Origin of the sequence: Psychroflexus torquis ATCC 700755 (assembly GCF_000153485.2) — a bacterium.
GTDB lineage: Bacteria > Bacteroidota > Bacteroidia > Flavobacteriales > Flavobacteriaceae > Psychroflexus > Psychroflexus torquis.
On sequence record NC_018721.1, the window covers coordinates 1,003,989 to 1,027,394 of the forward strand.

Genomic DNA, 23,406 nt, shown 5'->3' on the forward strand with positions numbered 1-23,406 from the left:
GAATTGGTGGCTGAGTGACCCGCTATTTTGTAGCGGGGTGTATCGAAGCCACGTTAAAATAGATTTCTTCAATATTAAGAACATCAATTAAAAAGATTCCGCATCGCGGCTATCGCCTTGCACGGAATGACAATTATGAATTGGTGGCTGAGTGACCCGCTTTTTTGTAGCGGGGTGTATCGAAGCCACGTTGAGATAGATTTCTTCAATATTAAGAACATCAATTAAACTGATTCCGCATCGCGGCTATCGCCTTGCACGGAATGACAATTATGAATTGGTGGCTGAATGACCCGCTTTTTTGTAGCAGGGTGTATCGAAGCCACGTTAAAATAGATTTTTTCAATATTAAGAACATCAATTAAACAGATTCCGTATCGCGGCTATCGCCTTGCACGGAATAGCAATTATGAATTGGTGGCTGAGTGACCCGCTTTTTTGTAGCGGGGTGTATCGAAGCCACGTTAAGGTAGATTTCTTCAATATTAAGAATATCAATTAAACAGATTCCGTATCGCGGCTATCGCCTTGCACGGAATGACAATTTTAATCCAGTGAGTATTTCAGGCTTTTTGTTATTTCCCTTATCGTGTTTATTAATGGAAAATATTTAAAATTATCGTCAATCCTTGCTTCAGGATGACAATAGCTAATTATGATTATATTTTGTTCAGAAACATGGTACCGCACACCCCAAAAGGACAGTTTCCATTTGTCAAATTCTTCAACTAGGTTAAACTTTTTTAGAATATCACCTGTAGGTGTCCCACAGCAAACGATAATCTTAGGATCGTATAATTCAATTTGTTTTTTTAAAAAAAGCTGATCTTCTTTAGCATATCCCCATATGATTTTATTGTTGGCGGTATGACTCCCCGACTCCTTCTTTAAATTAATCGCTGCAATTTTAAGCAGTTGTTCAATTCTAAATTCTTTAGATCTTAATTCTTTCAATTCAGCCCACAAATAATTTTTATTCAAATTATTTATACCAAATGTCCAAAGGGCAATATTATCCCAAGTTGGCTTTCTTTCTCCTTTTTTTAGTAAATCCCGTAAATCCCAATTTTTACCGCCATTTACCTCTTTTAATAAGTAAAGAATTTTAAACTCCGATTCTAAATAATTATCTAGTTGAACTATGCCATCACTTACAAAGCCTGGTCGTTTTTTTTTCCATTCGTCAAATAACTCTTCTTCTTTTTTTATCATTTATGTTTTGGTTTTTTATTAATATCTATAAAAGCTTGTTCCAAATTATCTTTAATTGGCTTAATCTCCACAAGCCTTTCATACTGTAAAGTTTTTAATAGGCTAGCTTTTATTTTTTCTATTTGATTTAAAGAATCACAAATCTTATTATTTAAAATTTCGAGATCATTTTCATATAACGCATCTGGATAACTATTATCAATTTGCTTTTTAAAAGCGGTGTAGCCTTTTAAAATATCTTCAAAATAGTATTGACCGCTCATCCTTGCATTTGGATGATCAGCATTTATATAAATCCTCCCAGATTTAGCAGTGGCGTGACAAGTTCCAAAACTGTTCATTTGGTTTAGTCTTAGTTCACTTTCAAAAAACGGATAAGTTTCACCGAATATGACCACATCAGGTTCAAGAGCTTCTATAATTTGAACAATCAGATGCTTTGACTTTTTATAAAATTCTAAAGGATGCCTTCTGACTGCAAGATTTTGGTTCTCTATGTTTGATATACATATTACAGGTGTTTCTTTCTGTATGCTAGATCCCGTTTTATTAGCTTCTGTACTATCGGTATTTAAAGCACGCCACACTTTAGTCTTATTACTTAATTCGTTTTTATTGGTTAGTAAACTAGTTGAGTAATCGCTTACTGATTTGTCTTGTTGTACCCAAATTATTTTCAACTTGCTGACGGCATAGGCTTTTTTGTCAAGGCTCAGCTTAAAGATTGGTAACATTTCAAATTTTTCAGCTAGCCTTTTTGCTCTTGTCAATAAGCCTTCCACTTCGGTATATTTAGATAAATCCATGGTTATTTAATTTTGTACAAATTAAATATAGCGGTCTATCATTTAGTGATAGGGTAATTAAAATTTATTTTCTAATGAGAAGATTAAAAATCTTTTATAATTTAGATTTACTAAGATTAACAGTCTCTAAAATATCATTGAAATAAGTTTCTTCTTTAATAGTATACATTGGATGGTATGCATCAATATATAAAGTGCCCTTTTCAAGTGCAGACTTACAACTCCCAAAATCATTAAATTCCAAATTTAAATCATTTTTAAAAAATTTATAAGTGCCGCCAAAAATTATAATATTTGGTTTAAATTCTTCTATTTGATTAAAGAGTAGAGTTTTAGAAAATTTATAGTAATCACTTATTTCATTTGGATTTGCTTTAGCTCCTCCACCTGTTTTTTTGACATTTATGTAAGCAACTTTTTTTAATTCATCTATTACTTCTGGTTTGTAGGAAGGATGATATAGTTCGTCACACCAAGATAAGTTGTTTAAAATACCGTTTGTAACATAGATTATTTTTTTAAAGGTTTGGCTCCAACCCTTACGGATTCCTGTCTCTGTTTTCAATTTTTCATTAATATGATCTCGCATATCCCAAGATTCATTTTCACCTGTACTATTGGCTTCTTTTAAAATCCATAAAATTTTAATACCTGTTTTGTTATATTCAATTTCATTTACAATACCATCAAATATTGCAGGTCTATCAAAATGTCTTCCTACTTTCTCTATTTCTTGATCAAAATTTTTCATTTTATATAAATTTGGTTAAACTTTCTGGACTAGTTGTGAAGTATTACTTTAAACTCCATTACGAAGTTGTAAATTTTGAAGAATGGGTTATTCTCCATCACCTTCCATGTCAAAATCTTCATCGTCAGCATCAGGCTCTACTTCGTCAAAATTAGTACCTGTTGCATCTAGTATAGATTCTAATTTATTTTTAACGTCTTCTGCTCTTTCTAACAAATTCTCTGTCATGTCCTTTAACTCGTCCACTTGATTACTTATTTGTTCCAAATTAGAAGTTAAATTGTTGATAATACCTTTTAGATTAACAATTGTTTCCGAAATAACATCAATAAGATTTGGAACCTCTTCTATTTCTATTTCGTTAACTTCAAGTTTTTCCTCAACTTTTTCTATCTTTTCTGAGGATTCCTTTAGCCCCTCTAAACTTTCATTCTTTTCAGGTACTTCTGTTAAAGATTTCAAGTCACCGCTCTCCGATACTTGATCCTTTAATGGTGATAATTTTTCACTTGCTTCTTTTAGCTTATCAGTGAAGTCTTTAACTTTAGAAAGACCTTCATTTGCCTTTGCAAGTCCTTCCATTAGTGGTTTAATTAATTGAATTGCCATAATTTATACACAGTTTAAGTTTCTATTTTTAATATCTGATAAATAAGCATTTAGAATAGGTAAATACTTGTTGTCTTTTTTAACTTTATAAATAATAGTGAAGCCAACAATATTTATAAAGTTTTTATCTTTAGGGTTAAATCCCCATTTGTTGCAAAGTATTTCTTTATAAAGGAGAAGCGCCTTGTAAAAGCTATGTTGTTTTTCATTGCTCAAGGTTAACATTAAATCTAAAGCTGTGTCTACTTCTAATAATTTACACAATGCGTCCTGAATGAATTCTTCATCAATATCAGATTTAAGTAATCTATTAGATATATAACTAGAATCTTTAAACTTTGAGGTTTTGGTTAATTTAATAGTGTCTAATGCATTTCCATTGTAGCTTTCAACAAGCTGATATGCTAAGAATTTTACAATCTTTACTTTTACTTTTTTGTTATTGTAAAAAATAAATTTTGATTCTTTTTTTTCAAATAAATTAAACTTACACAAAACGGCCTCTTGCCAGTCATTTTGATAAACTGCAGCTACTCCTGTTTCCAATTTAGCCAATTCCTTAATTTGATCATCATTTAAATTCATTGATTTGCCGACTAGTTCTCTATCATCTTGTGAAGGTAATCGCAAACAAATCTTTGTATTTGTATTTCTAATTGCAGATGGATCTAATAGACTAGGTGCTTGGTCTGCTAAAATAAAGCCTTGCCCATAAGTTCTCATCTCAGCAATAGCATTAGAAATCATCTCTACAGATTTACCTTGTAAATTAGCACTCTCTTGACCTTGCTCTGAACTAGTTTTTTTTAATAGATTATGTGCTTCTTCAATTATGGTTACATGTTTTAATTTACTATTTGCTTCTAACGCGGTAGTCATTCTGTACTCTTGCAGTTTCATAAACAAAACACCCATAATTAAAGATTTTGTTTCTGCTGATGCTACTCTTGATAAATCCACAATTGCATTGTTGTCAAAAATTATTTCAGAAGTTATCTCCTCATCTGTAAAAATTAATTTGAATATACCATTGGTCATACTATTTACCCTAGTTACTAAAGCGCCAGAATAATTAGAAATCATCTCTTGTGAATAACCACTATTTTCAATTAGTTTAGGTAATATTTTAGCTAAATCATTAAAAGTTGGATATAATAATTTTCCAGTTAAATTTTCTGAAGCAACTAAATCCCACCCTTTACTTTCATAGACCTTTTCAACAGCATCTTTCAAGATTGCTGGCATTGCTGCATACATTGGCCAAGAAGCATTTAATATCTCAATGAACCGATCTATATGTTCATGTATATGAATACTTTCAGGAAAAGAAAATGGATTAATTTTTAAGACTTTAGTATGATTAAGATTAGTCCCATAGACGTTTACATCCTCTCGATTACCAAAAACGTCTTTATACTCACCTTTAGCTGGTTCTATTACTAAGAACTTTATATTTTTTCTTATAAGGTTGTTTACAAGATTATAAGTAACATTTGACTTTCCAGATCCTGTACTTCCAGTCACAAAAATATGCCCAGTGAATTTTTCTATGTCTAAAGAAAATTCTTGATCAAATTCTTTTTCGTAATTATATAACTTACCGATGGAAACTAGATTATCCCCTCGATGCTTAATATTGTTGCCAAAAGGAGCAGTTTCCACAACATCTAAACCAACAAATGATTTATGGGGCATTGATGCCTGAATGCATAACTCTGCTGTATTTGTTATTGTAGCAAGCTTGATACTAGTCTCCGATCTTGAGACTTTTGTTTTTATAGTAGGTAAGTTATAGGATTTTAATGCTTCTAACAAATTTGAGTGGTTCTCTTTATCTTCATGAGTAGTAAATGTGTGAACGACAGACTTCTCAACTCCTGTATCATTCCCCTTAATTAAACCACCGTATATATTTGCAGCAACAATACTATTTTGTTGTTCCTTGGACATAAAATAGGCACCCGTATTCCAAAGACCCAAACTTTCTCCTCTTTTTAAACGGTCAAATTGTAAATCTAACTTATCGAGTATATTGACAATGGTTTTGTTTTGACTTACAGACTGGATACTTCTACTAGATCCTTTTGATTTCGCTTCGGAATTAGAAGTACTCTCACTATTACTTTTGCTAGAGGAATTTGACTTAGTGTTAGCACTTGAGCTTGTTTTAGTTAAAGAAGTACCTTTAGTTTTCGAAGTTGCTTTTGTATTTAACAACTGCCCATCATTTACCTCTTTAAAACGAATTTCCCTTCTTACTTTATTCGCGACACTAACCGATTTATTATTAATTTGGTTAAGAGAGTAACTAATTGGATTAGGTATATTAAGTTTGCTTTGTGTTCCAACAACAACATTCATTACTCTTTTCACAATCCAAGGATTCGAATTTTCTGTATGAGATGTATTTTTTCCTTTAGCTAAAGATTCTGTTTCTGTTTGAGATACTGAATTTGTATAAGTTGATCCTATTGTTTCTGTAATTCCATCAGTCAAGGCTATAGATTCATTCCAACTTAAATTTTTTGTTTGTTCTTTTAAAGGATATAACTGCGAGTATATATTTTCATAAAAGCGTTTAGCTGTATCAATTTCTTTTGGTTTTATGGGTTCTGCAATAAATAACGCAGAGAATTCTTTCCCTTGCATCGCAATTATTAAGTTTTCAATACCTTGAACAAAATTATCTTCTTCTTTATTTTTCAATGCCGCAACGCCTAAAGAACAAGAAATTTCATCTGCATTTTGAAAAACAGCACTATTTAATTTTTCAATTTCTTTGTTAGGCAAAGAATCTTTAGTAAAAGTTGTTCCTGGAAAGTTTCCTTCAAAAGCTCCTTTAAGAATCTTTAAACTTTTAGCGGCGTCATATTGCTTTTTTACACCTATATAAAGATCACATTGATTACCATTAGATACTAGCTTTATAATAAGAGTTGTGCCTGTTGAATAAAGAGCGCTATAAACAGAGAGTAATTTATCCGTGATTTTTATATCTTTTTCGTAAACAAACTTATGAAGATGAAGAAATCTTATATTAGAGGAAAATCCAATCTCATCATGATCATTGGCTAATATCTCAAAATTTTTATCGATGAGATATTGTCTCGTTAAAAAATTAAGAGAAGCTTCAAAGTCTTTTATGGATGTCTCTATCTCGTTATCCTTATTGGATGAATCGTTGACATAGTTATCGTTGTTTTGATCTTTCATATTGCCTATCTAAATAATCTATAAAGAATATACCCGCTTACAATAATTGACGCTCCAATTAATAAATATGTTTTTGTATTCAACTTAACGCCATTCTTTCTATTTACATCAGTCAGATCCTCTTCCGGATTATCACCAAAAAAGTTGTCTTTTTCTACCATTAATGGATACAGTCGAATAACCTCGTTGAAGCGTTCTCTTGAAAAATTAGAACGCAGTTCCACTTTTTCAGCATAAAAAAAATCACTATTCGATGACCTAATAACTTCTGTTTCAGTTTCTAGATGTCCTTCAAACTTAAAAGAACAATTATTCTCTGCATATTCCACTGCTTGTTTAAGCTCAAATATATTTCCTTGAAATAACATTATCATTTCTGATAATTGGGATTTTACCATTTTCAAGTCATTTTCCTTAACTCCGTCCACAAAGGATTTATTTTTTTTAAATTCCATTAGAATATTATTTACACTTATTAATTTGTTCTAGATAATTCTGCAAATCGTATTTAATATTGTCAGTTTTTTGATTAATCTCAGTAATATTATTTTGCAAGTCTAACAGTTTTGGAGTCGTTCTTTGACTAAAATCGCTTTCTATAGTGTTAACTATTTTTTTACCTTCTTTTATGTAAAGATTTACGTTGTCATTATAATTTTTATTTACGTTATCAAGCATTCCTTCGACCTTAAGCTTAAGCTCAGGAATCTTTAATTCATTGTATATCTTATTAAGATCGTATTCATCACGGATTTCCCAGACCTCTTCTTTTTTAAAACTAAACCAAGACTTAGGTTTCCACCATGTTGATGTACTTATTTCCACTTCACCTGTTTTAACTATTCTTCTTGTCTTAACTCGATATATATTACTGCTATTTAATATGATATGAAAATCATTAGAGAGAATACTGGTTGCCTTATCTGATAGATCCAAATCATTTATGAAATCGTCAAAATCTATTTTGATAATATTAATTATCCCTATCCATTTTTTTTTTAAATCATAATCTAACTCAAGCCTTACACTTGATTTCAAACTTATTTCCAGATTCTGAATAACCTTATTTGCTATATGCCTTGCTCTATAAGCTTGTGATTTAGTTGCTTCTTCATCTCTAAGATTCGTATAAATTTGACCGAAATCTTTTTCAACACGATTTTTGAGTTTATCTATAGTGTTATTTTTAGAAGAAATTTCACTTAATTTAGATGTTAAAATTTCTAATTTAGAATTCAAAACTTTTTCAGATTTTTTTATTTTTTTAATATCCTCCTTTATTGCTTTCTTTTCTTTTTCAGTTAATCCTTGCACTTGATTTTTCAATTTATCAAAATGAGGTATTAAGTTTGAAAGTAAGTCATGTCCAAGCTCGGTCTCATGAACATTTTCGATATACTTTTGAATATGTAATTGCAAAGCCGAAATTCCAGATCTGTGTAAGCATTGCGTTAACCTGTCCTTACTATCTAAGTTTTTTAAAAGTGACTCTTTATCTTTTTCTAAAATAGGGGCAAATTTAATGATATCTATTCCAGCATATTCTTCATCAGCATCAGGCAAAAATATATCTTCATATTTTCTCAAGGCTAACTTTTCATTTCTAGTAAGTTTTCCCGTTTGATTTGATTGACATAAACGGGCAAACTCTGCTGAAATTGGAAATATTTTTGGATTACTTATCCCTATAGTCTCTGCTAGATATTTCTTAGTTGAAATAATGATCGTTTCTATAGATTCCTTTTCATGGTCTAAATCGTCAATTCTGTTAAGCACAAATAGAAACCGATCCTCTGTTGATACACCTTTATCCTTTATGAACTCTGCTATTTCTTCCAAAACACTTTTGTCATCTGTCGTTTTAAGTTTAGTAACATCCAATAAATATATTATTAAGGGCTTATGATTACTATCCTTTATATAATTATATGTTACTTCTTTGTGCTGGTCATTTTGAGAATTATTGGGGCCAGGAGTATCAATCAAAACAACGCTTATATTTTCAGATGAAATATTTTTAATATCTCCTTCTATTTCGACGGTCAGAAACTTATCATTACCACTATCGTTTATCTTACTTAAGGTATCAGCGTTTAAGTCATTGTGTTCATCAATTATATTTCCATTTTCATTTTTAACTAACGCACTAAAATTCTCCTTTCCATCAATATCTTTAATCTTACATATAGTAGCTGTACAAGCTTCATTTTTACTGGGCATTAAACTTTCTCCCAATAAAGCATTAATCAAAGTAGATTTTCCTGCACTCATAGTGGCAGCAATGACTATTTGTGCTTCAGACTTATCTATCTTATCGAGATAGGTGAACAAGTTTTTCTCAACAAAATATTGTTTTATTACGTCGTCCTTATCCTTCTGTTTTATTTCAGTAAGAATCGACTTAAAATCTTTTATCAAATTGGACTTCTCTAATTCTCTAGTTTTCAGTTCGACTTTTACTTTCCTATCTTTATTAAACCGAAATACAATGTCGCTAACGACCTCTATTTCATGTCTTGTAGAACTAAAAGCTATATCAAATATTTCCTCGTTGAGTTCTTCTTGATATTTATTTAAAAAATCATAGAACCAGTTCTCGATTCGTCTATTTTTATTATTGTCCTTTATAACTTTAATAGACTGTTCGAAGCCTTTCCCTTTATTTAAGAAACCTTTATACTTAACCCTATAGGAATGTTTATTATAATCAATGCTTAAAATCATTATTCTATTTTAATATTTAATTTATTTTCCCAAAACACCCAAAACAAGCTCACTGAGCTTCTCTTTATTTTTTATCTGACTAAATAATCGTTTATAACCAATAACATGTGTGTTACCCCATTTGGTGTAAGCAACATCAGCATTCCATTCAGCTTGGAGGTTTTTATGTTGCGTTACTTTGGTGAAGGCAGACTTACCTTCACAGATAATTATTTTAGGCTGAATTATTTCAATAAGTCGGTTATTCCAATCGATAGATTTTTTTTCAAATTCTAGATCACCAACTAAAGTAATGATTTTATTTAGGTTTTGTTCATTTTCAGTGGCTAAAAAATAAAAATTGGTCTTAACGGCTTTGCTTAAGTCCGCATCAGTAAGTCCGAGTAATCCAAAGAGTGCCTTAGTTTCTCTAGCCAAAGCGTAATTTTCATAAACATATTCCATGGTCTTTTCTGGCGCAAGTCTATGTGAGGTCTTACCCGTACTCTTATAATGACCAGCTCCTGGATTTATGCCTATAAACATAAAGTTGGGTTGCTTTTGTAATGGTGACATAAGAATCTGAAACCCTCTAAATTTGTCTTTCACTGTTTCGAATATATCAGAAGATATAAGTTCGTTTTTAAAATCGGCAACCTCCTGCATAAGTTGGTTATAATCTGCTTCAAGTTCATTCATTTTTTCTTGGTTTTTTTTATTAATACAACAAATTAAAAGTGAAACAACGCCAAAGCATGTCATACTTAAGAGGTTTGTTGTGAATTTCACGAATAAAAGCAGTTAACGTTTCTATATAAGTACTTTCAGTTCTATTTATAAGTTTGTATTCTATAGCCTAAACCTGAATTAAGTAACTCGTTTTCGAGGTTAATTTAGAATTTAATTTTATTAAAGTCCGACCGATATCTAAACCTTACTCTTGAATTTTAAGTAAAAGACTCTGTTTTCAATTACAATCAAAAAACTCTAAAACAGACTCCCAGTTTGGGTACTCATTGTCTTTTTGATTTACATAGTCCCAACCAAAATGAATGTGTTTTCCCTTAAATTCTGAAGCACCCCGTGCCGTACGATCATCTATAAGATAATCCCCAATTAGTAAATCTTTACGATGTGTGATTATTATTTTTTGATAAAACTTGTCACCGAAGTGTTTTTCGATCCAAGTCCGTTTATGCATCCAAGCACTGGGATTATCCCATGGCGCTGTGGTTAGTATAAATAAGTCAAATCGTTTCGTGTCATGCAGCTTGTTTACGGCTTCAATTGCGTCCTTTATCGGTGGTAAATTTTCGAAAATATCGGGAATATCATCTGGATCGTTTTTATATTGGTCTTCTTGAAATAATGGACTAGCCTTTGCACCCGCACCAAGATCGGCTAATACACCATCCATGTCGATAAAAACTATTGGTTTTTCCATGTTATAAGGTTTTATTCTTAATCGCTTTTATTAAACGAACTCTTTTATTTCTATGAAGCGGAAACGTTAACATCACATTCAATTGAGCCATACTTTCTTTTGCATCTTGTGAGAGTTCCAAAAAAATCATATTCTAAATCAGTATCAAGTCTACAAACCCAATGTGTTGACTAGTAATTTAGACGCTTTATTATGGTTTCGTCTTGTTTATAGCGTTGGAAAAGAATTACTCTTTTGCGGGTTATGGCTTGTGTGTGGCTGGTACAAATTGCAAATGTCTATAACTTTTAGCTTTGACTTTTCTCTCTATTTATAAATAGGCTTCCAATTAATCCAATTCCGACAATAACGTCAACGATATTCCACATTTCTCTTCCCAAAGCGATTTTGAAAAACGGTTGAAAAAGTAGTGCAAGCCCACCATAAATGATCAATTCAGTATTCTTGTTCGCCTCATTAGCTTTATAAGCTAAAATTCCAAATCCTATTAATGCTACAAATCGTACAAATTGATAAAATCCATAAGGCATATCTAACAAGCACAGAAACAGTAATACTGCTAATGCAATCTTTAACATGGCTTCACTATTCTTTATTTTTTTCTTTCAAGCTGTCTAAAATGTCATTATCAATTTCACTTATTAACTCAAATTCATTTGAAATATGCGTGTCAAAAAAGGCGTCTTGCAACCTTGATAAATAAGAATCAGTAATTATATCTTGTTCCAAATAGTCTTCAAAGTCAGGGTGCTTTTTAAGAATTTGATTGTTGTCAATTTTCAATTTTGAGCGAATGACTTTAAAAAACTTAATTTCGCTATATTCAACTTTTTGATCTGCTTTGATGGTGTCAATTGCTACTTCAATTAAGTTTAATTCATTGGCTTCACTTAAATTAGAAGTTGTTAATTCATCAAAATAATTTTTCATAAACAGGTGTCCATTGTTATTGATAGCAATTAACAGATTGTCCATTTCTGCATTGACATCAATCTCACCAAAGGTTTTCTTTTCGTTATGTAAACGCTTTATCAACTTTATTTCTCGTTTATCAATATCTCCATCACAAGCCATACAGGAAAATGCTGTCTTTAATAATAGTTTGTCAAAGTTTATTGTTTTCATATCTATTTATTTTTAAAACCAATTCTTGGTCGTTGGTTAGTGTTTTCTGTTAAACCTTCCATTTTAGCCTTAATTGCTTTGTAACTATTCAATTCTTTTAAGGAAATTGAAGGACGGTTTTGTTTTATAGTTTCAAGTAGAATTTCTTTTGAAATTCTAGATTTTGTTTTTAATGCAGTTCTCGATGCTTCATCACAAAGAAACTTTATATCACTTGAAACATAGTTTTCTGTAAATTTTGCTAATGAAGAGTAGTCTAAACCAATTTCTCTTGGTCGGTTTTCTAAATATAATTTAAACATCAATTCACGAGCGTCGAAGTCTGGTGGTGGTAAATAAATTACTTTGTCTAGACGACCTGCTCTTAATATTGCAGGGTCAATTGAATTAGGTCTATTTGTTGCTCCAATTACAAAAACACCATCATCTCCGCAATTATTCATTTGTGCTAAAAATTCGTTGACTGCGCTCGTGTTCATATGATTTACGTTTGAGTTATCCCTATTTGGAACAACAGCATCTAATTCATCAACAAAGACGATACTCGGTGCATTTTCACGCGCCTTATTAAAAAGATTTTTAATTTTTTCCTGTGATTCATTGATAAATTTACTTTGAATATCAGAAGGTTTTATTTGATAGAAGTTAAATCCGACCTCTTCAGCCATACGTTCTGCGAAAAAGGTTTTTCCACAACCTGGCGGGCCATATAGCAGCATTCCGTTTGGAATTGTTAAGCCATATTCTGCATATTTTTCTTTATCGTTTAAAGCATCAATGACATCTAATTGGATAGTATCTTTTAGTTGTTGCATTCCTGCAATAGCCTTAAAACCTTGACCATTTTTTATGTTTTTTAGTTTGGGCTTGGTTAATTCATTTGAATTAGAAACTTGTTTAATTTCTAATTCTCCGTTAATAGCTCGAATAAACTCCTTTACACTTTTAAAACGATTTTCTACATTTGGTTGTAAAGCTTTGGTTATGATGTTTTGTGTTTGTTCATCTATGGTGTTTTCAAACCTTAATGGTTTCTTACGTTCTTCCAAAACAGCATCTTCCAACTTTATTTTATCAGATTTATATTTTGATATTTCTACAAACCAAGGTGGTAAACCAAATAACAAATGATAGTATAAAGCTCCAACTGAAAATACATCACTTTGCACAGAAAACACTTTATTAAAACTTTCATTGGATTGATAAAATGGATTTAATCCTTCTTTTAGAAAGTCTTGGTTTGATTGACTTAAATAACGTGCATAACCAAAGTCAATAATTTTAGGGATTACAACTTTGCCTGATAAGTCATTCATAATATTTAGGTTGGTAATATCATTATGAATGACGGGATTTAAAAGATTATGTAAATAGTTTAATCCATTTAATACACCTGAAATTATATCTTTTGCGTCATATGGATTTAATGTTTGTTCTCGCTTCATTTTATCAGCTAAAGTTTCTCCACTAATATAATCGAGAATTACAAAAGCATATTTTTGTTTTTCTAAAAGCAATTCGCCATTATCACAATACTTTACCAAGTTTGGATGTTTACTTTGCTTTAAAATTTCAATTTCTAAAACAGCACCATTCACCTCAAACTGTGTTCTGTTTAATTTAGAATAATGAAAAAGTTTTAATAACTTGGTTTTTCCATCTGGGGCTTTTACACGATAAGTTTCGGCATAATTCCCTTTTTTTAAGAAGAAGTTTACGGTATACTTTTCTTTAATGACTTGTCCCTTGATTAGTATGTGTTTCGTTTTATTCATTTAAAATGCTTCATCAGAATTACTAGGTTTTGTGCTGAAGTTTCCACTTTGTTGTAAAATCAATTCATAACTCAACACGGCATTCTCTAGCATTTGAGGTTTGTCTTTGCTAAAGGATTCCTTTACTATAAATCCTCCTTTTAAAACACCACAGTTTACTTTTTTCATAAATTTATTTGGATTCCAACCTTTACCATAATAGAAAAATGCTTGATAACGACCATTAGGAAATTCAAATTTATAAGTACTGCCAGCCTTTATATATGCATGTCTATAAACTTCACCATTCTTTTTAATGGTAACCATGACATCTGAGTTGCTTGGCGTTTTTACAGATATCCCAGCACAACCCCATTCCGAACAGGATATATTTCTACCGAAACAATAAGCATACGGCGTTGCACCTGTTCTTAATGAATTATAAATATACTTATCATACAAAGCTTTTTCTTTTCGTTGCTTCTCTAGTTTCGCTTGTTTTTCTAAGCGTTCAGTTTTTTCACGTTTTTGACGCTCAATTCTTTTTTGTTCTTTTTGGAAGGCAATTTCTTTAGCCTTATTTTTCATTTGAGTCTTTAATTCAACTCTTTGTAACTCTTCTTTTGCCTCGCGCTTTTTTCTTTCTGTTCCACTTTCACACGAAGAAAATACAAGTAGAAAACAGAGCAGAAATAAAGTGTATGTTAGTTTGTTTTTCATAGCTAGAATTTATCCGACTAAAACTGAATCATCTCCACTTGGTCTTTCATTATTAGGTAACATGTCATACAATGAAACTAATAATTGTCTTAAATCTTCTGCATCTGGATTTTCAGATATCTTATTAATACCACTATTTACCAATTGCCTTGCTCTATTAGAATCACTCCAATTATAATCTCCAAAATTCTCATTAAAGTTTCTTACCATAGCCATGAGTTGATATATTAGTGTTAATTCAAAAAAGAAGCTATTGATTTCTTCTAAAAGAATATTACCAATTTTTACATCTTTAGCCTTTATAACTTCTTCTAATTGTGAACGAAATTGAGTAACAATTTGAGTGGTCTTTTCGTTACCTAAATCAGTATTAGCTTTTTCCAACCGATAAAACTGCTCTTTAATTTCTTCTTCTAATTTTGGCCATTCTGTTTTAGCACTTAATTCATCAATTGTTTTTAATGATTTTCTTAAATTGGTCAAAACTCCTTGTTTGCCATCAACATCATTTTTATTGTTTTCAAATGATTTTTCTAGTTGTTCAATTTCTTTTTCAACTTTATTCAATTTTGAATCATCAGAATGATTTCCATCTTGTTTCAATTCTATAATACTCCCTTTGGCTTTTCTAATTTCATTTTGAAGCCAATTTGTTTCTACGGATTGTACATTATTGGTAGGAATTTCAATTTCAGAAGTATGGTCTAAATATGGAAAAAAGGCTTGAATGGACATCTTTTGCGACTTATCTAAATTGATGGTTAAATCCACATCACTATTTGCAGGAAGTAGTGCAGGTAAATCATTTCCGCTTATAATAATATCGTAAACGTGTTCATTGTAGATTGCTCTTGTTCCATCTGAATTATGTTCGCCTTGATAAATTGGGATTTTAATAAAATCTGTCTCCATCCCTGGGCGAATTTGTTTTTGAGTTTTTAATCCGTTTCTTGTTCCAATTGCTGGTAAGGATTGATTTTTCTCCGTTCCTTTAATTGTTTGAAAAAAAATCTTTCCTGTTACTTTTTGCTTGATTTCAATACCTACATTATATGGTAGTGTTGCATTACCAATTTTAGAACCTTGAATAATATTAAAACTATTGGGTTCACATTCTAAATTATTTCCTTTATCATCATATAAAACAACATCAAAAACATTTGTTTTACCTTCTAAAAGATGAATTTCTACAACATCTCCTGTAGTGTTAATTTCAACTTTGCCGCTCGACCAAGCCTTATCTCCTCTTGTTATTTCAGCAAATACTTTTTTCGGAATTTCACCATCAGTTTTATCTGCTAAAATTTTGATTGGTACGTATTCTTCCATTTCTACGGTAGAAGATTCGTGAGCAATTTCTAATTGAATTTTTGCAGTATCCCGTGTTTGTTCTCTTACTTCTTCTGAAACATCAACTGTTGAAGCGTACAAAGCCGCTCCTATTGCTACAACAGTCATAGGATTTGAACTTGTATCTGGTTTGCATATTTGTTTTTCCAACATTCCTCTCATAATAGGCGATAATGTTGGACCACCAACTAAAATAAGAGAGTCTAATAAATTTCCTTTTAAATTGTTCCGCTCTAATAAACTTTGACTCACATCAATTGCTTTTTGAAAAATAGGACTTAATACTTTTTTTAATTCTGATTGCTTTAATGTGATATCAATTTCAATTTCTTCTCCATCATCATCGAACCCACAACCATCTTCTTCATAAACACTGTGGCTATCTTTGAACGAAAGTTCATTTTTTAACGACTCTGCAAATGGTTTAAGGGTTTCTCTATAGACACTTTTTTTATTCTCGTTAGAAAGAATATTATCAATGTTGTAATTTTCCTGAATGTGTGGGATGATAACTTTATCTACAATGGCAAAATCTAAATTCTTACCTCCCAGATGATTATCTCCTTCAGTATCCGCAACTTTCATTATACCTTCCTCGACTTTAATTAGTGCTGAATCAAAAGTTCCTCCACCAAAATCAAAAACTAACCAAAAACCATCTTTTTTTCCTGAATCCAAACCATAAGCCATTGATGCAGCAACTGGTTCTTGTAGCACTTCAATATGTTCAAAACCTGCTAATTTTCCTGCACGTCTTGTTGCATCAATCTGATTTATTTTGAAAGCGGCAGGAATTGTTATTACAATGGAAGAAAAATTATCATCAGTTACAAATGATTTTAGAGTTTTAAGAATTTCGGATGAAAGTTCTTCCGAACTTAAATATTTTCCAAGGTGACTACTATGGTAAGTTTCATCTGTACCCATTGTCCGTTTAAATTCAATAAATGAATTCACTCTAACTTCTTTTGACAGAGCCTTAAATTTTTCATCTCTATAAAAGCGATGTGCATCATCACCTACAATTACACCTTTTTTATTATAAGCAACACAAGATGCCATTGTATCTCTTCTCTTGTTTGTTTGTATTATTGTTGCCTTACCTTTTTCTATTCTTGATATTGCGGAATTTGTTGTTCCTAAATCAATACCATAATCTATTTTTATTCTAGCCATTTTAAATATTTTTAGTTTTGTGAAACGTCAACTTGTGCTCTCTGAATTAATATGCCATTAAAATTTACTTGTAGCTTTATTATTCTAGAAATTATTCTGCTATCAGTAGATAAGTTTTCCTCTGAAACAAAGTTAATTACATCAATATTCATTCGGTCATCATACTCTTTGTTCATATGATTAATCATTTCATAACCATTTGCAGCAAAATTATTTTGAATACGTTCTATTCCTTTTAAAAGTGGTTTTATCCCTTTGGTTGAACTTTCCATTTTTGCAATATTCTTTTGCATACGCACAACTTCATCAGCAACCTTTATGGCTAAAGAATGGTCAGTTTTTTTAGTAGAAATACTTGGTTGTGTTTTGGTTTCTTCTTCTTTTAGTTTTAATTGTGTTTCTAAAATTTCCACTAACTTATTATCCAACTTCACGCTTTCTTCTTCTAATGCCGTTTTTGTGTTCTTTATTTGAGTTTCAACATCTGTTCTACTCGATTGAATACGTTTGCCTAAGAACCAATACACCAAACCTCCTAATAAAAGAGTTGCCAGAGTGGCAATAATCCAATACAATCGGTTTTTATCTAAACTGTTATCGAGTTCAGAGATTTTTGAATTATTGGAAGTTACTGTTTCATCTGTTTGCTTAATTTTAGAGTCGAGATTATCGTTAACTTGCACCAACTTTTGGTTACTAGCATTGATGAGTTGATTTAAACTGTCAATTGAGTTTTTTTGCTTTGTGATCTTTTTTTGCGTTTCTTTTTTGACACCTCTATAAGTCCAATAGTCTTTGTCTAATTCTAAAGATATTTTTTTGATATCTTGTTGATGTTTATTGACTAGAGCTTCAAGTTTTATTACTTTGTTTGCCAAAATAGAATCTTGTTGCTGTTGAGCAAAAAGATTTGATGCTGCTAAAAACGCAGTTACTAGTAAAATATTTTTCATTATTTTTTGATTGCTTTAATAAGTTGGTCTAATCCTTTTCGGATTATGAGGTTGATATTTTGTCTACCTTTTAGCTTTTCAACTAAACTTGGTGAATACTTGTAATAGAGCTTGATAAAACTTCTTCCAATTATGGATTTACTTAAAAACTCATCTCTAAAACTTCTTAGTTCCTTAACTTGTGGATGGTCGTAATCGCCATATGCCATTGTAGCGATGTAGCAACCGCTATCAGTTGCGCTACTGATAGTTGAACCAACTTTCTTTGCTGTAGATTTTGCTTGAGATGCTCTTACGTCTTTCCAGTAGCATATGTATTTTATCTGATTTATTTGAAGTGGTCCAAGTTTGCTAAACAAGAAGTCTACTAGATTTTTATATTCAGAAACCTTACTTTGATTTGCGCAACTTTGTATGGTTACAATATTATTTACACTGATTCCATCGCTGATAATCTCAGTAACCTTGGACCAGTCCAAACAGCTTAACTTCATTTTTTAAACTTTGGAATAATTGATAGTTTGATTATATGACATCGTTATGCTCATTGAAGAAACTTGGGCATCAATTTCACTAATAGCTTTGTCATAAGCTAACTTAATAGAGCTCAATACTGCAATAGCTTGATTTATCTCTCGGTCTTTCATATCAGCAAGTGAAGCAAGACTATCTTTTGCTCTATCTTTTGTTAATTTACCTACCGCAATTCGATCTGCGATTTTTGTTAACTTTTGAGCTTGTTCTAAATAGTTGTCATTAGAATCATTTTCTAAGCTTTCGTTGAAATAATCAATTCCAGATTGCATTATTTCATTTGCTAATTGGTCAGCAATTGTTTTATATTTTAAGTCAGTAATTCCAAGTAGTGTTTGTAGAGTTACTAAGTCATCTTTACAGTTTACAGCTAAGTTTAATCCAGATTGGTAGGCCCCAATTTTGTTGTCCTTTCTTTTGTTTTTGCTACTTAAAATTTGGCTTTCAATATTATGTAATGGTTCTTCTGTAAACTTTTTTGAAAGATAATTTTGAGTAGAACCCTCGCAGCTGCTAAACAAGTGTAATGTTTCAGAGCTTGAATACTGGCTTTTAAACTGCGTCAGCAATTCATCAACCAATTTTTCAATTTGTTTTTTATTGTCAATCGTAAATGTTTCATCAGCTACAGAATGAATAAAATTTTCAAAGTAGTCAGATTCAATTAGTTTGATTTTGGCTTCAATGCCTTGTTTTATATTGTCTTGGCTTTGGCTTAATAATTTGTAAGTTCCCAAATTGTTCAACGCAGAGAAGTTTTTAGAATTTACTTTTTTATTTAGGGTTACTTTTTCCCAAATTTCTACAGCTTTGTCTCCATCACCTTTTTTAAGATATGCAATTGCCGTATTGTCAGAGGGATTTGCATTTAAAAACCAAAATAAAGCGAAGTTTACCTTATCTTGGTTTTGCTCAATATTTGAGAAAGCCTTATCTATTGAGCCTTCTGTTCTTGTGATATTTTCAAAAATTTGGAAATCATATTCAGATTTGATTTCTTTACCAACCTTTGCGAAGGCTCTAATTTTGGTTTTTTGCTTTTGTAATTCTCGTTCAGTAAAGTTGGACAGAATACCTGCAATTCGATAAGGATTATTTTGGATTAGCTCCATATTTTTTCTGTTGGTTTGAAATTCCTAAAAATACAATTCATTCTATTGTCTTTATAACTGTTTTGCGCAGTTCTAATCAATTTTATTTGAGCGTTTACAAAAAGTAGCTCTCTTGTTTTAAGAGTTGGATTTAGAGTTTGACAAAGTAAATGTGCTGTCTATGATGTTGATTTTTAGACACATTTAAAGGGTTTACAAGATTTTTCATGAACATTATTTACACTAATGAACTGAGCTGAAAACAACACTTTTTTTGGTTAATTTTTTATAATATTTAACTAAACTAACACTTTTGTATATTTTATCCAAGGAAATTTAAATCAATATTAAAAAAATGCTGCATTTAAGATTCTAACCCAACGAAAGTTTGCTAACACTACTCACTTATCTTTTTATTTATCAGGTATACGTAGGTTTTCGTCATTTTTTTATCCACAGTTATTTTTAAGAACAATTATTATTTTCAGGGACATTATTTATTTTCAAAAATAATTAGTTGAATAAAGGTACTTTCCTATTTGGAAAGCATTTAAAAACAAGTTCAAAAGGAGGTAAAAACCTTGGCAGACTATAAGTATTGATCGAACAAGAGCATCAAAATGTTTTAACGTGCCTAAAACCCATATTAGAGATTTTGTATAAAACAGCTTTTATGCTGCTTGTCCAAACAAATGACTTTGACAGTTTCACATGTGGAAGTGTGCTATGTAATTATGCAGGTCTAACACTATTGATTAGAAAAAGCAAAGGCAATTTAAATAGCCGTAGCTGCATCAGTGAAATAAAAAACAGATTATCCATGTGTATTTTAAACACCTATAAACACAAAAAGGCTTTAAAAGAGCTCTGCGAGCGTATCGCAAACAAATAGGTATAGTTGTAAGCTAGCCTTGATCGCCGTACCTAGTTAGCTGTTAAAATAAGTTTTTGCCATTGCTAGATCAAGCCTACTCTGTAATAAGAGATATGTTTCTGTATTACCTAAATAAATAAACTGAAAATAGTTAAAAAAGCTCAAAGAATCTGTTTTTTGAATCTATTAGCGTAGAATAATAGTAATTCAAATTGAAAAAGAAAAGTATTTTTTTAACTCAGTTCTTTATTTGCCCTAGTTGTTGTTTAGAGTAAATAGCAATTCATCAATTTTCCCAAGTCGTTTTGATAATTTTTCAATTGTGTTTTCCTTGTCTAACAAACTTCTCGTTGGATGTGCTATTCTTTTTCTAATTTCGTTTATGATATTATATTTACTCCAATATGTTCCGCTAGTTCCTAAATGTTCGTACAATTTTAGATCGTTAATTATATTGAAGAAATCTACGAAATAGAAGTGTTCGGTGATTTTATTTTATAAATCTAATTTCGTAAGATTCTCGTACAGTTCTATAATTTCTGAATACTTATCATTTTCTTTTTTAGGATTACTTTTACCTTTTATCCATTCTATAATTTCGTCGTGATTTAGCTTACTATTTAGAAAGTCTCCGAGTGTTCTTTCTAAATCACATAAATGCTGAAAAATATAAATTTGAACTTGTCTACGGTTCAAATTTCCAATTGTGATAAGACCAGTAATCTCTTTCCGGAATGTCAAAAAATAAAATGTCCTTTTTTTTGTACTGAAATTATCAATTACATTTCTGATGTTTGTATTCAGGTCAAGAGTATCTTCAAAAATTATTTTTTTCCTTTCTATTTCAGTAAAGTCATTTGGTTTTTTAATAATGAAATATTCTTTGACTTCTTCCTTTGAAATTATTGGTAATAAATCAAATCTATTCTTACTCATCAATTCGAAATAAGGTTTATTTCCAATTTCTGATTGGTTGGCACAAATCCACCTACGTTTACTTATTCCAACAGAAGCTGCTGTAATATTAACTTTACCATCGTCCTTAAAATAAATTTCATCTATCATATATGTTTATTTTCCAGTTAGGGCTAGCGACTAGCGATGATAAGTGGATTAGAAAGCACTAATTTTTTGGTTTAATAGAGGGTTTGATATGAACCAAAAGTCTTGATTTTACTTCTATTTCGCCTATTTTGTATATACATCTTAAAACTCTGGTACAAGACCCGTTATGAGTAATAATATAACTAAAATCCTAATTTTTCTCAACCAATTTTTTTACTCTTTTTCGCGTTTCTTTTACACCTTTATTGGTAAAGGCTACACAAAGGATATGAGAAGAATTAATTCCTAAAACTACAACACTGTAGATAAATCTTGAAGTAAAAGCTTTTGTTTTTCCCAAACAGCACCTACAATTACACTCACAAAGCCCTCTGTTTCTGTAACGGCCTCCAATTACTCTTTGTTTATATCTTTTTTAAGTTATCAATATTATTCATCATCTGACTCTTCAACCTTAATACTATCAGGTAATTCTAAAATTTCTTTTGATTCTAATGCGGTAAAGGTTTCAACATCTTTAAGCTTTCTTTCCATTACATTCGTTCTTGTTGTACGTAATGTTTCAAGTGTGCCAGAAGCAGTATTTAGTTGTTTGTGTACTTTAGATAAAACCCCTGAAAACTCTTTAAATTCAAACTTTACTGCTTTTAGGATATCCCAAACTTCACTACTTCTTTTTTGAACAGCAAGTGTTCTAAATCCCATTTGTAAACTATTTAATAATGCAGATAAAGTCGTTGGTCCAGTAACAGTTATTTTATACTTTCTTTGAAGTATTTCAAATAATCCAGGATGCCTTAAAACTTCTGCATATAAACTTTCAACTGGTAAAAACATTATACCAAAATCAGTTGTGTGAGGTGGATCAATATATTTTTCACTTATGCTTTTTGCAAAACTTTCAATCTTTTTTAGTAAAACTTTTTGAGCAGATTCTATACCTTCTTTCTCTCCTTTATCAAATGCGTCAAGAAGTCTATCGTAATCCTCAATTGGAAATTTAGAATCGATTGGCATCCATACTTCTTTTCCTTCTTCTTTTCCTGGTAATTTTAATGCAAACTCAACATTGGCTTGGCTACCTTTTTTAGTTGCAACATTTTTTGCATATTGGTCAGGAGTTAATATTTGTTCTAAAATATTTTCAAGTTGATATTCTCCAAGTACACCTCTTGTTTTAACATTAGATAAGACTTTCTTCAAATCACCTACTCCAATTGCAATATTTTGCATTTCACCCAATCCTTTATGCACTTGTTCCAGCCTGTCACTTACTTGTTTGAAAGATTCCCCTAATCGTTTTTCTAAAGTAGTTTGAAGTTTTTCATCAACTGTTTTTCTCATTTCATTAAGCTGAATAGTATTGTCTTCCCTGATTGATTTAAGATTTTTTTCAATTGTTTTTTCTACATTTTTTATATTTTCTGTAGCCTGTCCATTTAAGTCAATTTGTTGTTTGTTAAAATCTCCGAAATTTTGTCTTAGCAGGTCATTTAGGTTTTTAATATTTTCTGAGAAATTTTCTTCAAAAGATTTTAGTGATTTTGATAATTCATTTCTATTTTCTTTTGTACTATCAACTGTTTGTTGGTTAAATTCAATTTGCCGTTTATTCTGAATTGCAAATTTATCATTCAATAAGTCATTTAATTCCTTAACGTTTTTAGAGAATTGTTCTCCAAATAAATTAAGTGATTTTGTTAATTCTTCTCTGTTTGTTTTTGAAAAATCATTGGTTTCTGACCTATTTCTTTGAAACTCATCTTTGATTGATTTTTCAGTTCGCTCTAAAGTTGTATCAAACTTTAAAATAGATTCTTCAACATCTTTTAATTGGGGTTTAATGTCAAGAATAACTTTTTTCTTTAATCCTATTACAATATTTACTATTGCAAGAATAATCAATGTGATCAATAATATTTCAATCATAAAATTGTGTTTTTTGCACTAAGCCCAACGTTTGGCTAATAAACGGAGCCGTACCTATGGGAGGATCTGTTTTCTTAGGTTTTGTTATGCTTTGTTT

General features: G+C 30.8%; 20 protein-coding genes. All 20 read right to left on the bottom strand.

What is annotated here, in order from left to right; genetic code table 11:
- Positions 1–546 precede the first annotated feature (546 nt).
- The 20 genes from P700755_RS04350 to P700755_RS04440 all read right to left on the bottom strand — a co-directional run bounded on the left by P700755_RS04350 (position 547) and on the right by P700755_RS04440 (position 23,309).
- Positions 547–1,212 carry a hypothetical protein gene (locus P700755_RS04350; protein ID WP_015023524.1) on the bottom strand — a complete coding sequence of 222 codons (666 nt, stop codon included), beginning with the start codon at positions 1,210–1,212 and terminating at the stop codon, positions 547–549.
- Positions 1,209–2,018 carry a hypothetical protein gene (locus tag P700755_RS04355; RefSeq protein WP_015023525.1) on the bottom strand — a complete coding sequence of 270 codons (810 nt, stop codon included), beginning with the start codon at positions 2,016–2,018 and terminating at the stop codon, positions 1,209–1,211. Before P700755_RS04355 ends, P700755_RS04350 begins: the two co-directional genes overlap by 4 nt.
- Before the next feature lie 94 nt (positions 2,019–2,112).
- Positions 2,113–2,769, bottom strand: coding sequence for a hypothetical protein (locus P700755_RS04360; RefSeq protein ID WP_015023526.1), 657 nt, complete (start codon positions 2,767–2,769; stop codon positions 2,113–2,115).
- Between the two features lie 87 nt (positions 2,770–2,856).
- Entirely contained in the window at positions 2,857–3,378 is a 522-nt protein-coding gene (locus tag P700755_RS04365; RefSeq protein WP_015023527.1) for a hypothetical protein, read from the bottom strand.
- A 3-nt stretch (positions 3,379–3,381) separates the two neighbouring features.
- On the bottom strand, positions 3,382–6,591 hold the full coding sequence (locus P700755_RS04370) for an ATP-binding protein (RefSeq protein ID WP_015023528.1): 3,210 nt from the start codon (positions 6,589–6,591) through the stop codon (positions 3,382–3,384).
- Between the two features lie 5 nt (positions 6,592–6,596).
- Complete coding sequence (locus P700755_RS04375) at positions 6,597–7,046, bottom strand: hypothetical protein (RefSeq protein ID WP_015023529.1); 450 nt, start codon at positions 7,044–7,046, stop codon at positions 6,597–6,599.
- Positions 7,047–7,053: 7 nt separating this feature from the next.
- Positions 7,054–9,009, bottom strand: coding sequence for a dynamin family protein (locus P700755_RS04380; protein ID WP_157609249.1), 1,956 nt, complete (start codon positions 9,007–9,009; stop codon positions 7,054–7,056).
- Between the two features lie 327 nt (positions 9,010–9,336).
- Positions 9,337–9,993: a uracil-DNA glycosylase family protein gene (locus P700755_RS04385; RefSeq protein WP_015023531.1), complete on the bottom strand. Its 657-nt coding sequence runs from the start codon at positions 9,991–9,993 to the stop codon at positions 9,337–9,339.
- 268 nt (positions 9,994–10,261) lie between these two features.
- Positions 10,262–10,738, bottom strand: a complete 477-nt coding sequence (locus P700755_RS04390) for a 5' nucleotidase, NT5C type (RefSeq protein ID WP_015023532.1) — start codon at positions 10,736–10,738, stop codon at positions 10,262–10,264.
- A 287-nt stretch (positions 10,739–11,025) separates the two neighbouring features.
- Positions 11,026–11,316, bottom strand: coding sequence for a DUF6804 family protein (locus P700755_RS04395; protein ID WP_041758144.1), 291 nt, complete (start codon positions 11,314–11,316; stop codon positions 11,026–11,028).
- A gap of 7 nt (positions 11,317–11,323) precedes the next feature.
- Positions 11,324–11,863 carry a hypothetical protein gene (locus tag P700755_RS04400; protein WP_015023535.1) on the bottom strand — a complete coding sequence of 180 codons (540 nt, stop codon included), beginning with the start codon at positions 11,861–11,863 and terminating at the stop codon, positions 11,324–11,326.
- Between the two features lie 2 nt (positions 11,864–11,865).
- The gene (locus P700755_RS04405; protein ID WP_015023536.1) at positions 11,866–13,638 is read right to left on the bottom strand and encodes an AAA family ATPase; all 1,773 of its coding nucleotides are present in this window, start codon (positions 13,636–13,638) and stop codon (positions 11,866–11,868) included.
- Positions 13,639–14,337 (bottom strand): hypothetical protein, encoded by a 699-nt coding sequence (locus P700755_RS18620; protein WP_015023537.1) that lies wholly within the window; start codon positions 14,335–14,337, stop codon positions 13,639–13,641.
- A gap of 9 nt (positions 14,338–14,346) precedes the next feature.
- Positions 14,347–16,863 carry an Hsp70 family protein gene (locus P700755_RS04415; RefSeq protein ID WP_015023538.1) on the bottom strand — a complete coding sequence of 839 codons (2,517 nt, stop codon included), beginning with the start codon at positions 16,861–16,863 and terminating at the stop codon, positions 14,347–14,349.
- 11 nt (positions 16,864–16,874) lie between these two features.
- On the bottom strand, positions 16,875–17,816 hold the full coding sequence (locus tag P700755_RS04420; protein WP_015023539.1) for a hypothetical protein: 942 nt from the start codon (positions 17,814–17,816) through the stop codon (positions 16,875–16,877).
- Positions 17,816–18,310 (bottom strand): CFI-box-CTERM domain-containing protein, encoded by a 495-nt coding sequence (locus P700755_RS18625; protein WP_051007933.1) that lies wholly within the window; start codon positions 18,308–18,310, stop codon positions 17,816–17,818. Before P700755_RS18625 ends, P700755_RS04420 begins: the two co-directional genes overlap by 1 nt.
- A 3-nt stretch (positions 18,311–18,313) precedes the next feature.
- Complete coding sequence (locus tag P700755_RS04430) at positions 18,314–19,462, bottom strand: hypothetical protein (protein WP_041758145.1); 1,149 nt, start codon at positions 19,460–19,462, stop codon at positions 18,314–18,316.
- A gap of 1,348 nt (positions 19,463–20,810) precedes the next feature.
- On the bottom strand, positions 20,811–21,380 hold the full coding sequence (locus tag P700755_RS04435; RefSeq protein WP_015023540.1) for a hypothetical protein: 570 nt from the start codon (positions 21,378–21,380) through the stop codon (positions 20,811–20,813).
- A 190-nt stretch (positions 21,381–21,570) separates the two neighbouring features.
- Positions 21,571–21,720 (bottom strand): UvrD-helicase domain-containing protein, encoded by a 150-nt coding sequence (locus P700755_RS21190; RefSeq protein ID WP_157609250.1) that lies wholly within the window; start codon positions 21,718–21,720, stop codon positions 21,571–21,573.
- A gap of 89 nt (positions 21,721–21,809) precedes the next feature.
- Complete coding sequence (locus tag P700755_RS04440) at positions 21,810–23,309, bottom strand: DNA recombination protein RmuC (protein ID WP_015023541.1); 1,500 nt, start codon at positions 23,307–23,309, stop codon at positions 21,810–21,812.
- Positions 23,310–23,406: the final 97 nt, after the last annotated feature.